Annotated in this window: 10 protein-coding genes and 1 pseudogene; 4 read left to right on the plus strand and 7 right to left on the minus strand. The window is 73.2% G+C overall.

All coding sequences use genetic code 11. The features are described from left to right. From G3I56_RS41365 to G3I56_RS41380, 4 genes and pseudogenes are all read left to right on the plus strand, one after another. Positions 1-450 (plus strand): annotated as a pseudogene (locus G3I56_RS41365) (2-oxoacid:ferredoxin oxidoreductase subunit beta); the annotation flags it as partial. 43 nt (positions 451-493) lie between these two features. Next, on the plus strand, positions 494-805 hold the full coding sequence (gene fdxA / locus G3I56_RS41370; protein ID WP_164418479.1) for a ferredoxin: 312 nt from the start codon (positions 494-496) through the stop codon (positions 803-805). Positions 806-973: 168 nt separating this feature from the next. Beyond that, on the plus strand, positions 974-1999 hold the full coding sequence (locus G3I56_RS41375) for an AfsA-related hotdog domain-containing protein (RefSeq protein ID WP_164418481.1): 1026 nt from the start codon (positions 974-976) through the stop codon (positions 1997-1999). Positions 2000-2148: 149 nt separating this feature from the next. Further along, positions 2149-4893, plus strand: a complete 2745-nt coding sequence (locus tag G3I56_RS41380) for an AfsR/SARP family transcriptional regulator (protein WP_164418483.1) — start codon at positions 2149-2151, stop codon at positions 4891-4893. A 949-nt stretch (positions 4894-5842) separates the two neighbouring features. Here the strand turns inward: G3I56_RS41380 and G3I56_RS41385 are convergent. From G3I56_RS41385 to G3I56_RS41415, 7 genes are all read right to left on the minus strand, one after another. After that, positions 5843-6877, minus strand: coding sequence for an alpha/beta hydrolase (locus G3I56_RS41385; protein WP_164418485.1), 1035 nt, complete (start codon positions 6875-6877; stop codon positions 5843-5845). Between the two features lie 5 nt (positions 6878-6882). After that, positions 6883-7170: a hypothetical protein gene (locus G3I56_RS41390; RefSeq protein WP_164418487.1), complete on the minus strand. Its 288-nt coding sequence runs from the start codon at positions 7168-7170 to the stop codon at positions 6883-6885. 189 nt (positions 7171-7359) lie between these two features. After that, a complete protein-coding gene (locus G3I56_RS41395) occupies positions 7360-8562 on the minus strand; it encodes an alpha/beta hydrolase (protein ID WP_164418489.1) in 1203 nt (400 codons plus the stop codon). A gap of 266 nt (positions 8563-8828) precedes the next feature. Then, positions 8829-9722, minus strand: a complete 894-nt coding sequence (locus G3I56_RS41400; RefSeq protein ID WP_164418491.1) for a 4'-phosphopantetheinyl transferase superfamily protein — start codon at positions 9720-9722, stop codon at positions 8829-8831. Further along, a complete protein-coding gene (locus G3I56_RS41405) occupies positions 9655-10530 on the minus strand; it encodes a 2-oxo acid dehydrogenase subunit E2 (protein WP_164418493.1) in 876 nt (291 codons plus the stop codon). The genes G3I56_RS41400 and G3I56_RS41405 overlap by 68 nt, the downstream gene beginning before the upstream one ends. Beyond that, the gene (locus G3I56_RS41410; RefSeq protein ID WP_164418495.1) at positions 10527-10754 is read right to left on the minus strand and encodes an acyl carrier protein; all 228 of its coding nucleotides are present in this window, start codon (positions 10752-10754) and stop codon (positions 10527-10529) included. Before G3I56_RS41410 ends, G3I56_RS41405 begins: the two co-directional genes overlap by 4 nt. A gap of 36 nt (positions 10755-10790) precedes the next feature. Continuing rightward, entirely contained in the window at positions 10791-11858 is a 1068-nt protein-coding gene (locus tag G3I56_RS41415) for a 3-oxoacyl-ACP synthase III family protein (RefSeq protein WP_164418497.1), read from the minus strand. Between the last annotated feature and the right edge of the window lie 225 nt (positions 11859-12083).

A 12083-nucleotide genomic window follows, 5' to 3' on the forward strand; every position in this document is an offset into this window, starting at 1 on the left:
GTCGAGATCTACCAGAACTGCAACATCTTCAACGACGGCGCCTTCGAAGTCCTCAAAGACCGCCAACAGGCCGAGGAAGCCGTGATCCGCCTCGAACACGGACAACCCATCCGCTTCGGAGCCGACCACGCCAAAGGCGTCGTACGGGACCCGGCCACCGGCGACCTGAAAGTCGTCGCCGTCACCCCCGACAACGAGAACGACGTGCTCGTCCACGACACGCACACCACATCCCCGACCAATGCCTTCGCACTCTCCCGCCTCGCCGACCCCGACACCCTGCACCACACACCCATCGGCGTCTTCCGCTCCGTCGACCGACCCGTCTACGACACACAGATGGCCGAACAACTCGACACCGCGATCGTCCAGAACGGCAAAGGCGACCTCAGCGCCCTCCTCGCCGGCGGCGACACCTGGACCGTCGGGCGGTCCGCCCGGCACTTCTGATCCCACCGAAACCGTCCGACCGCCGTATCCCGGGAGAAACAGCATGGCTTATGTGATCGCTCAGCCCTGTGTCGACGTCAAGGACAAGGCCTGCATAGACGAATGCCCTGTCGACTGCATCTACGAGGGCCCGAGGAAGCTCTACATCCAGCCCGACGAATGCGTCGACTGCGGTGCCTGTGAACCCGTCTGCCCGGTGGAGTCGATCTTCTTCGAGGACGACGTCCCGGACGAGTGGAGCGACTACCGGAAGGTCGACACCGAGATCTTCGCAGACCTCGGTCAGCCCGGCGGAGCGAGCGCGGCGGGGCCGCTCACCGCCGACCATCCCCTGGTCTCCGCGCGGGCCGCCTAGCACGTCGGACGGCCGGATCCTGCTGTGGTCCAGGCCGGATACAGGCCGGGTACAGGCCGATACCAGTGTTCCAGGACATCGTGGAGCGGTGGCGGAATCCTTTCGCCACCGCCCTGTGGCGGGGTACGCACCGGCCGCGCGCCCCGGGCAATCCCAGAAGGAGCTGGAATGGACATCACCTTCACACCTCAGCCCGCCTCGTCCGCGCCGGGCTCCAAAGGTTTCACCGCACCGCTCCACCTGCTCCACAGACCCGTCACACCGGAGGGGTTCCTGCTGGACGCCACGCCTCCGGTGGAACAGAACTTCGCGCTCTCCGCCGAACTGCCCTGCGAGCACGAGACGTTCAACGACGGACCGGGCACCTTCCATGATCTGCTCTTCGTCGCCGAGACCCTGCGCCAGGCGACGCAGTTCGTCGCACACCAGTACTTCCGGGTTCCCGCGGAACGCCCCGCGGTCTTCGTCTCCAGCGGGCTCGACGTCCTCGACCTCGCCCCGTGGCGCCGCACCGGCCGGCCGGCCCACATCACGCTGGACATCACCCTGGCCCCCGTCGACGTGGTCAACGGCGTCCCGCGCGGCCTCGACTGCCGGGGCAACGTGGCGATCGACGGAGTCAACTGTGGGAGCGCTTCCGCACGGCTCCAGTTCCTGATGCCCCAGGTGTACCGGTCGCACCGCGAGGCAGGGCGCCAGGAGAGTCTGCGGAGCACCGCACCGGTGGTACGCCCGCTGGCCGCCATGACCGTCGCCGGCCAGGACGCGGCGATCACCGTGCGGCCCGAGTCGGTCGGGCGCGACAACCCGCGCAACGTCGTCGTCGGCCCCCCGCTGTGGGCACCGTACGGGGAGTTCGTACTGCCCGTGGCCTGCGAGCCCGGCCACGAGGTCTTCGAGGCCGGGTCCGGAGGCCATGTCCCCGGCCCGGTGTTCCTGGAGGCGTCCCGGCAGGCCTCGCTGCTCGCCGCCGCGGAACTGCACGGCCTGAGGCCAGCCCACGCCGTGCTGACCCGGTGGCGGGCGTCCTTCCGGGGTTTCGGGGACGCCGACCTTCCGCTGACCTGCACGGTCGTCACCGAGGCCCCGGTCCGCGACGAGACGGGCCGCCCCAGCGTCCATACCCGGCTCGCCTTCAGCCAGGGCAGCCGGGTCCTGTGCACCGCCTCGGCCGTCCTGCTCCAGGACTGCTGACCGACCGCGGCTGCCCGGACCGGCGTTCCCCCCTTTTTCTCTCCCGCTCGCCTGCCTCCCGCTCCCCCCTCTCCCGCTCGCCTGCCTCCCGCTCCCCCCTCTCCCGCTCGCCTCTCTCCCACTCGCAGTCATCTTCAAGGAGCTCTCCGATGCGTTTCCGCGTACTGGGGCCGGTGAGCCTGTCGCCCCGCACTCCCTCCGCGGCGAAACCGCGCGCCCTGCTGGCCACCCTGCTCGTACAGGCCGGTGAAGTGGTACCGGTGCACAGCCTGATAGACGAGTTGTGGGGGACGGAACCACCGCGTACCGCGACCACCACCCTCCAGGTGTACGTGTCCCAGCTTCGCAAAGTGCTCGCCGACGACGGGAGCACAGGGCGCTCCGGAGAACTGCTGACCCGGGCTCCCGGATACCTCCTGGGGGTTTCCGACCGGGAGTTCGACCTGCCCTGCTTCGAACGGTTGCGGGCCGAGGGCCGCACGGCGTTCCAGGACGGGGACTTCGGCCGGGCCTCCGGGCTGCTGCACGAGGCGCTCGCCCTGTGGACGGGCCAGGCCCTGTCGGGGATCCCGCACGGCGTGCGGCTGGAATCCGCCGCCATCCGCCTGGACGAGCTGCGGATGGAGGTCCTGGAACAGCGGATCGTGGCCGACCTGCGGCTGGGCCGTCACCAGGAACTCGCCGGGGAGCTGCTGGCTCTGGCCAACGAGCATCCGCTGCGGGAGACCCTGCACGGACACCTCATGGTGGCCCTGTACCGGACGAGCCGTGGATCCGACGCGCTGCGGGTGTACGGACGGCTGCGCCACTCCCTCGTGGAGGAACTGGGCGTCGAGCCGGGTCCGGGCATGTCCAGGCTGCACGAACGCGTCCTGCGCCGGGATCCGTCCCTGGACTGGCAACCGCTCCGGAACGCGCGTGGCACCAGCCAGGACGACGAGGGCCGCGGCACCGGCACACCGGGGGGCCGGGGAGTCGCGCGGCGTGCGGCGGGGACGGCCGACGGACCGCGGCCCGTCCCCGGTCCACCCTCGACGCTGCCCTCCGCACCGCCCGGGTTTGTCGGCCGGCACGAGGAACTGGCGTATGGGGAACGGGCTTTGCGCGGAGGTGCGGGCCGGCAGCCGGTGCGGGTGCTGGCCGTCTCCGGGCCGGCCGGCGTCGGCAAGACCGCCCTGGCCCTGCAGCTCGCCCACCGGACGGCCGACCTGTTCCCGGACGGCCAGCTGCTGATCGGCCTGCGCGGACCGGACGGGCGTCCGCTGAGTGCCTCGCAGGCGGCGGCGGCACTGCTGCGCCGACTCACCGATGACGTGTCCGGCTCCCCGCTCACCGATCCCGAGGAAGTGACGGACCGGCTGCGGCGGGTACTGCACGGGCGCCGGATGCTGCTCGTCCTGGACGACGCCGCGTCGGAGCACCAGATACGACCGCTGCTCCAGGCGGGCGCGGCAGGCGCGGTGATCCTCACCGGCCGTCGCCCGGCAGCCGCCCTCGACGGTGCGGAACACCTGCGGCTGGACACGGTGAGGCCGCAGGAGGCGGTGGAACTCCTGCTCGCCGCAGGGGGCGAGCGGATGGCGCAGGATCCGGAGGCGGTCGCCGAGATCGCCCGGCTGTGCGGTTGTTTCCCCCTGGCACTGCGCGTGGCCGCGGCGGCCCTGACCGCGCGGCCACACACCACGCCGGCCGCACTGGCGAGCCGTCTGCACGACGAGCGGACCCGGCTCGGCGTGCTGCGCGAGGGCGGCCTCGACCTGCGCGCGACCCTGCTGACGGGGTATCAGGAAGCCGGGCCCGCGGTGCGGCGGGCGTTCCGTCTACTGTCCCTGGCCCCGGCTCTCGACTTCACCGGGTGGACCGCCGCGGCCCTGCTCGGCACCGGGCAGGCGGAGGCGGAGGAAACCACCGAGGAACTCGTACGGGCCCAGTTGCTGGAGGCCCGGACCGACGGCCGGTCGGTCCGCTACGGCTTCCACTCGCTGCTGCGGGTGCTGGCCACCGAGCTGCGGGAGGCGGAGCCGGACGGGGCCCGGACCCGGCGGGACGCCGTCGAGCGGCTGGGCCGTGCCTACGCGACCCTTGCCCGGTACGCGGACCGGCAGCTCATCCCGGGAAGGGACTGGAGGACGCACCCCGACGCCACGGACCCCGGCCTCGACGCCCCCGCGATCGTCGGCGCGAGCCCGCTGGGATGGTTTCGCGAGGAGGCCACGGGCCTGGTGGAGACGGTGCGGCAGACGCACGCGGCGGAGCTTTGGCCGCTGGTGTGGCAGCTCGCCGGGAGCGCCACCGGATACTTCCACGCCCGCGCCGCGTGGGAGGAGTGGGAGGAGACCCACGAGCTCGCCCTGGACGCCGCCCGGCGGGCCGGGAGCATCGAGGCGGAGGCCGCGATCCAGTACTCGTTGGGCGACCTCGCCTGGCAGCGCCGCGAGGCCGACCGGGCACTGCGGTGCTACACCGCTGCCCAGCACACGTTCGCGCTGGTCCACGACCGGGCCGGGGCCGCACGCTGCCGGATCGGGATGGCCGACGTCCTGCTCGGCCAGGACCTGCTGGAACCCGCCGCGCGGCGTTACGGGCGGGCGTTGGCGCTCTGCTCGGCGGGAGGGGACCTGCGGGGCGAGGTGGCCGCGCTGAACGGGCTGGCCCTGGTCAATCTGCGGCGTGGCCGTGAGGAGACGGCGGTGCGTCAGCTGGCGCAGTGCGGGCGTGCCGCCGAGCGGCTGGGTGACCGGCGCTGGACGGAGTACGTCCGCCGCGCCGCGGCCCGTCTGGCGACGGGTTCCCCCCGCCGGCCCTCCCCCGCCGCGCACGCGGTCGAGGTCCGGCCGGGGATGTGGCTCATCGGCACGGCCGACCCCGCCCTCACGTCCGCGGGAGCGGCGTGACGTCCCCCGCACGGACTCCCGAGCGGCAGTCGACCGGCTCTCGCCCGGAGGCCGCCGAGCGGGCCTGATCCCGCCGCCGGGCCGCATCGGGTCAGGCGACCGGGCTCCGTACGTCCGTGGGAGCGGCGTGATGCGCCCCGCCGGAGCCGGTGAGCGGGCCCGGGCCGCATCGGGCCAGATGACCAGGGCCCCGTACCGCCCTCTCGTCCGAGAGCGGTACGGGGCCCGGCTGCGTCCCGCCCCACCGATTGGCGCGCCCACGCGGGGCCCGCGGCCCCGTTCAGCACCACGGCGCGCAAACCGTCGGCCCGGTGCCCGCCCTAGGCGCCGAGGGCGCAGAGGGACCGCTCCAGCTCGGCCCGGTCGATCTCGCGTCCCGGAGCAGTGGGCTCACCGCCGTGCGGGCCGCCGAACAGCGCGTCCACTGGCGACAACCGGCACGACCCCCGCCCCGGAGTCCGCCGCACCGCCTCTCTGCCCCACGGAGTCATGGCCTCGGCCCCGCCCCGCACCCCGGGACGCGGCCCTCCCGGACGCGGGCCGGTCCGGGGGCAGGACCCGGGGCCCTGTCGGGGCCAGGGCCGAGGCCAGGGCTTTGGCCGGGTCCAAGGCACTGCCCGGGTCCGGACCCGGAGCCTCGCCCAGGTCCGAGGGCCATGCCCAGTCCGGGGCCCTGCCGACTCCGGGGCCCTGCCGACTCCGGGGCCTTGCCGACTCCGGGGCCTTGCCGGTTCCAAGGCCAGGGCCGGGCCCGGAGCCCTGCCCGCTCCGAGGGCCATGCCGAGTCCGGGGCCAGGGCCGGGCCCCCCGAGGCCGGGTCCGAGTCCAGGGCCCGGCCGGGAAACGCCGTGCCGGTCTGCGTCGAACCAGTGCCCCCGTCTCCCGGGGACAAGGCCCGGCGGGAATGGAGTTCGGTGAAGGCCTCCGGGGCATCGTGCCGGCGAGGCTGTCAGCCGGTGGCTCGGCCCTGGAGGGGGTGGGTGCCTCGGGTGCCGGCGCCGGCGCGGCGGGTGCGGAGCAGTTGGCGCCACTCCTCGGAGCTGAACCGGGCGGGTTCGGTGCGGCCGATGAAGTCGTGGAGCACGCCGAGGAAGCGTTCCGGGTCCGTGTGGAACGGGAAGTGCCCCGCTTCCTCGAATATCTCCAGCCGGCTGCCCGGCATGGAGACATGGCCGAGTCCGGCGTGGATGGCCGGGACGACCATGTCCCGTCCGCCCCACACCAGCATGGTCGGCATGCCCTGGGTCAGGTAGCAGCGGTCGAGCAGGGTGCCGACCTGCCCCCGCCAGTCGACGACCGCCCGCAGGGTTCGTACGAAGGCGCTGCGCGAACTCGCGTCGGGCAGGGCGTCGACCACCCGCATCAGATCCGGCGCGTCGACTCCCAGACCGAGGTTCAGCGTCTTCATGACCCGGATGAGCATCTCCAACTGCCAACGCACCGTGGGCAGTTGGAGTGCCGAAAGCAGCAGTTCGGCGCCCGGCAGCGAGGCGGCCCGCAGCAGCGGGGAGACCTGACGGCCGATGCCTCCGCTGCCGACCAGGACCAGACGCTCGCTGCGCTCCGGGAACTGGTAGGCGAACTGGGCGGCCACCGCGCCGCCGAGGGAGTGGCCGACAAGGGTGGCCCGCTCGACGCCGAGGGCGCTGAGCAGATCCCGCAGCCCGTTGGCGTACGCCCCGGGAGAGTAGTCGCCGCGGGGTTTGGCCGACGCCCCGTGGCCGAGCAGGTCGGGGACGATGACCCGGTACCGGGCTGCCAGGCCCGGGATGATGTCGGCCCAGGTCGCGGAGGAGTCACCGATGCCGTGGATCAGCACCACGGCGGTCTCGCCCTTGCCCGCCATCCGGTAGGCGAAGCGATAGCCGTGCAGGTTGCGGGTACGGACGCGGATCTCGTTGCGGCCCACCGCGCGTGGTCTGGGCCGCCCCGGCTGGTGGTTGGGCCTGAAGGGCGAGCGGGCGGTGAAGGGGGTCTCGGCCATGGGGGTCAGGCCTCCTGCGGCATCGGGTGGTGGTCGTGGACGGGGTGGCGCGGGACCGGCACGGACTCGACGACGTCCGACGAGCCCGGAGACCGACCGTCGTCGGCACCGCACCCGCCCGGGGCACCGGGGACGTTCTCGGCACCGGGATCGGGGGCGAGGTCGAGGTCGGGGTCGAGGCCCAGCGAGGCCAGGGAACGCCATGGCAGCGCCTGGCCCGGTGTCATGGTCCGCCAGGGAGCGAACACCTGGGCCGGCGCGGAGGGAGCGGGGAGGGTGTGCACGGAGGACATGACAGCCACCTCTGAATAGGTGTGCGAGGGGACGCCCCGGAAGCGGGCGCGGTGCCGCTGCCACTCGGTGGGAGCGGCGCGTGAACCAGGGGTGATGTGGTCCGCGGCGGGGAGCGTGCCGGGCGCCGTGGGCGCCGCGCGGCGCTCTCACCACACCTCCGACAGGACCCGGCGGACAGTCCGGGACGCTCAGTCGGCGGGAGCCGGGTGCGGCCTGCGGGGTACGGCGTCGGCCACACGGCCGGCCGGGCTCGTCACACCGGTGCCGGTCACGCCGGCCGGACCGGTCGCACCCGGCGTGACCGCTACCGCGCCGGCCTCGACGGGCGACCGCCGTGCACCGGTGGTGGGCAGGGCGCGGCGTCCGCCGACCCGGTTCGTGACGCGGGCTCGCAGCAGTGACCCGATCAGCCACTTCCGCATGGCGCCCAGGTGCGCCGGGGAGCCGTGGACGTCGTCGAACTCCTTGAAACGCACCCGGGGCAGCGCGCGGCCGAGCAGCTGCCGCTCCGTGGGCGGGATGATCTCGTCCCGGGAGCTGACCACGTATCCGACCGGGATGTCGACCGCGCCCAGTACGTCCGGGCCGAGCGCGAAGTCCGCGAGCAGTGACCGCAGTTCGTCGTCGTCGGCCGCGCCGGTGAGCCGGCACAGCGTCTCGACGGTGATCCCCGGCACCCTGGGCCACCAGCCGGGGTCGGTGAAGAACCCGGCCACGGGGGCGCCGACGGTGTGGACGGAGCGGATGCGCGGGTCGTCGGCCGCCGCGCGCAGCGCGAGGTGGCCGCTGAAGCTGAGGCCGAGGACGGAGGTGTCGCTCACCCGGGCGCGGCCGGCCAGCCGGTCCATCAGGAACGGCAGCAGCCGCCAGGAGTCCGCGTGGTAGCGCAGGGTGTTCTCACCGACGCCGGGCATCTCGGTGGCCACCGCCGCGTAGCCGAGGCGGGCGAGGCGGGGCAGGAGAGGCGCCCACTGCTCCTTGACGCTGACGATGCCGCCCATGATCAGGAGCAGTGGCCGTCGACGGCGGGCGTCCAGTCCGCTGGCCCAGCAGGCGACCGTGCCGTCCGGGTGGTCGAGCACCAGCCGTTCGACGCCCCGTCGGCGACGCCAGTCGTCGAAGGTCCGTACGCAGTTGTCCTGGGCCCTGCGCCGGACGTCGTCGCCGTGGGACGGGAAGCGGGCGAGCGCGTAACGTCGGCAGGCGTCGAGCGGGCGGCCCTCGCAGGCCAGCCGGTCGGCCTCGGCGGTCCACACCCGGGCCCAGGAAGCGGGGTGTCCCGGCACGTCGTTGGTGATCCTCGGCAGTACGGCCTCGACCTGGCGTTCACTGATGCCCTGGCCGCGGGCGTGCAGCCGCGCGAATTCCTTGAGCTCTCCGAGATGGTCCATCGTGGTTCTCCGTCTCCTCCGGGATACGGGGGCGATGCCGGGGAGATGCGGCCGGAGGGCTCGGGGGCCTTCCTGGTCGTACCGGCTGCGAGCGAGGGCTGTCCGGTCGTACGAGGTGACGAACGGGCGCCCCGGCCGGGAGGGGGGGAAGTCCCCCGGCGGGGCGGCCCGCTCGTAGACGATGCTGGCCGTCGTCCCTTAAGCCCCACTGGCGCACCGGTTGAGCGCCCGCTCGTCGTGGCCGGGAGCCCGCCCTTGCCGCGCGTTCACCAGTCCAGGACTTCGTCCTCTCCTCCGGCCCGGTCCTCTGGCTCCGCGTCGTCGCCCAGCGCCTCGGCCACGGCCGCGACGACCCGCGGATCGAGCATGGTGTGGGCGGCCGTGTCTCGCGTACCGCCGAAGCCGGCGTCGCTCACCGCGACGCTGACGACGTAGCCGCCGTCCACCGAGAAGGTGCGGAACTGCCATTCGACACCGGTGCCCGGTGCCCCGTCCGGAGCCAGGACCCGGGCGGGCCGGCCGTCGCCGCTGAAGCCGAAGTCGGTGAAGCGGAAGCGCAGTCCCTGCCCTATCGCCTTGCTGTAGGCCTCCTTGAGCGTCCACATGCGCACCAGTGCGGCCCCTCGCCGGTGTGGCGGGAGCCGCTCCAGGACGGTCAGTTCGTGCGGCGTACAGATGTGGCGGTGCAGCCCGCGCGTGTAGAGCGGGCGGTCCGCGCGCTCGGCGTCCACCCCGATCAGCCCTTTGGTGGTGAGCCCGATGAGCAGCAGATCCTCGGTGTGGCTGAGGCTGATGTCCACCGCGTCGTAGCCGCGGAGATAGGGGCGGCCGGTGGGGCCGTACCCGAGTTCGACGGCCTGTGGGGGCACGCGCAGTGCCACCGCGGCGGCGAACTTCAGCAGCACCCGGGAGGCGGCGAACCGCGTCCGCACATCCGGGTGTGTCATCTCCAGGTAGCGCTCCCAGTCCCGGCCCAGCAGGGCACGCAGGCGCGGGCCGCCCGCCCGGTCGGGCCGCCAGTCGGCGACCCGGGCGTGCAGCACCGCGACCTCGTGCTCCTCCAGGTCCGCGCGTACCTGGTCCCAGGCTCCGTCACGGCCGGAGATCCGCGCCGGCTCCCCGAACGAGGGGCTGGGTGCCGTCCTCCTCCGCACCGTCATCGAAGCCCTCCAATTCGTGCTTGAGATCACCGAGTACGTCGGCGGCGGTACCGCCGTCGACGACCCGGTGATCGAAGGTGAGGCCGAGCCGCATGACCGGGGCGACGGCGAGCCGGCCCTCCCGGACGACCGGCCGGTCGACGACGCGACCCGCGCACAGGGTGATGGCGGTACCGCCGCTGGAGTGGAAGCCGTCGACCGGGCGGTGGCCCAGCGAGCTGACCGCCACGGTGCCGAAGACGCCCGGCCGTCTGGCCGGGTCGCGCAGTGCGGCGGCGAAGGCCAGCCGCCCGAGCGGCACCGGCAGCCGGCCGAGCAGCCGGACACCCCGGAACTCGGCCAGCCGCTCGGTGTCGGGGCCCCGGTAGCGGTCGACGCGCCGCTGGATCTCGTCCAGGCTCGCGCTCTCCAGGGCGGGCAGCAGCGCGGAGAGCACGGTCCGTTCCCCGTCCACGGTGCGGTCCAGCGCCAGCTTGGCGGTGACCTCCGTGAACCGCAGGGTCCGGGGTCCGCGCAGCCCGAACAGCCCGAACAGCCCTCCTGGGACCAGTACCGCGTTGGCCTCCGGATGGCGGTGCAGCACGCGGCCGGTGGCGTGCAGGAGATAGGTGACGACCGAGTAGCGCCCACCGGCGGCCCGTCGGGCGCTTCGGTGGGCCTCGATCCGGGTCATGTCGATGTCGGTGTCGAGGTGGACGGGCCGCTGCCGGGCGGCGTGTTCCAGGAAGTACAGGGTGTGCCGGCGCCGGTGCTCGGGGTGGGCCCGTGCGGGGGCCGACCGGGCCCCGCCGGACCGGAAGCCGGTCACGTCCCGGCCGCCAACTGGTAGATCTCGCCGAGACTGCGGGCCTCCAGCAGCCTGCCCACGGGCAGGGAGCGGCCGGTGGCCTGTTCCAGGGCGGTGACCAGTTTCAGCAGGTACAGCGAGTCCCACTCGGGCAGTTGGTCCAGATCGGCGGCGACCTGGTACTCCTCCAGCGGCATACCGAGCTCGTCCCTGACGAGGCGGACGAAATCGTCGATGGTGTGCATTCTGTACGGCCCTCCCGGGCAGGCGTGTGCGGGCGGTCAGATCTTTTCGAGCGCGAAACCGGACTTGATCCACTTGCTGGACTCGACGGCGATCGCCAGCGCGCGCTGCCCCACGCCGATCTTCTCCAGCAGTGCCTCCAGCTGGAGGAAGGGCAGGGCGTTGCCGTTGTTCCCGGTGTCCGCGACACAGGACACCTCGACGGCGTCGGGCAGGCCGAGCTCCTCAGCGATCCGTCGTGTCATACGGCCGGACAGCTGTGGCGGCAGCAGGAAGTCCACCTGCTCGGGGGTCCAGTCGAGGTCCTCCAGCAGTTCCCAGAGGATCTCCACGGCCATGACCGGGACGGACTCCTCGATGGCCTTGTAGTCCTCCCGTACCGCCTGCCGGTCCTCGTGCCGGTCGGCGAGGCCGAACCAGTCGATGACCTGGCCAGGCTCCCGGCCCAGACCGGTGAACCGGTTCAGCACACCGCTCAGGGCCAGGCGCTGTCCGCGCGGCTCCGAGGTGATCACGGCGGCACCCGCTCCGTCGCCGAAGAGCACGTAGTTGACGAGGTCGCTGGGTGCCGCCGCGGACAGGTCCCGGTTCAGGTCGAGGTGTTTGCTGCAGACGTCGCCCCCGATCACCAGACCGGCCTTGTGTCCCCCGCCGGTGACCAGGGTGTGGCCCAGTTGCAGCGCCTGTACGGCGCCGGCGCAGCCGGACTGGAGCTGGTAGGTCGGGATCTGGTCCAGGCCGAGCTGGTCGGCGACGTGGTTGACGGTGGCGGGCATGAGGTGGTCCGGGGTCGCGGTGCCCATGACCACGAAGTCGATCTCGTGCAGGGAGAGGCCGGACGCGGTGATGGCCTGTTCGGCGGCACGGGCGCACAGGTCGGCGAGCGACCAGCGCACCTCACCGGTCTCCAGGTCCCGGGCGAAGTGCCGGGTCCGGGTGCCGATGAAGACGTCGATCCACTCCTCGTTGACACCGAGTGTCCTGGCCAGCGTCGCGTTGTCGACCGGGTCGCCGGGCAGCGCGGTGCCGACCGCGGCGAGGTAGGAGACGGATGTGGCGGGTCCCGGGGGCGAGGAAGCCTGTTCACGGGGGTGCTCTGACTGCATGGGTACGGTCCTTCCGTTTCCGGAGCGGCGGACAGTGGTGCGGGGATGCGGATCGGGAGGCGGACGGGCGCCGGTGCGGTGACCGTCGGTCCCGGCGGGAGGCCGGAACCGCTCCGGTCACCGCGCCGGACGCCCGTCGGCATCGGGTGCGGGGGCCGCGCCCCGGGAGGGGTGCGGGGCTGTGACATCGCGCGGGCCGGTCGCATGGGCGCGACCAGCCGCATA

It is taken from the genome of Streptomyces sp. SID12488 (assembly GCF_010548275.1).
Lineage (GTDB): Bacteria > Actinomycetota > Actinomycetes > Streptomycetales > Streptomycetaceae > Streptomyces.

Excerpts from the sequence above, each read along its gene's own strand:
- fdxA (WP_164418479.1), top strand. The coding sequence starts at position 494 with ATGGCTTATGTGATCGCTCAGCCCTGTGTCGACGTCAAGGACAAGGCC.
- G3I56_RS41375 (WP_164418481.1), top strand. The coding sequence starts at position 974 with ATGGACATCACCTTCACACCTCAGCCCGCCTCGTCCGCGCCGGGCTCC.
- G3I56_RS41380 (WP_164418483.1), top strand. The coding sequence starts at position 2,149 with ATGCGTTTCCGCGTACTGGGGCCGGTGAGCCTGTCGCCCCGCACTCCC.
- G3I56_RS41385 (WP_164418485.1), bottom strand. The coding sequence starts at position 6,877 with ATGGCCGAGACCCCCTTCACCGCCCGCTCGCCCTTCAGGCCCAACCAC.
- G3I56_RS41390 (WP_164418487.1), bottom strand. The coding sequence starts at position 7,170 with ATGTCCTCCGTGCACACCCTCCCCGCTCCCTCCGCGCCGGCCCAGGTG.
- G3I56_RS41395 (WP_164418489.1), bottom strand. The coding sequence starts at position 8,562 with ATGGACCATCTCGGAGAGCTCAAGGAATTCGCGCGGCTGCACGCCCGC.
- G3I56_RS41400 (WP_164418491.1), bottom strand. The coding sequence starts at position 9,722 with ATGACGGTGCGGAGGAGGACGGCACCCAGCCCCTCGTTCGGGGAGCCG.
- G3I56_RS41410 (WP_164418495.1), bottom strand. The coding sequence starts at position 10,754 with ATGCACACCATCGACGATTTCGTCCGCCTCGTCAGGGACGAGCTCGGT.
- G3I56_RS41415 (WP_164418497.1), bottom strand. The coding sequence starts at position 11,858 with ATGCAGTCAGAGCACCCCCGTGAACAGGCTTCCTCGCCCCCGGGACCC.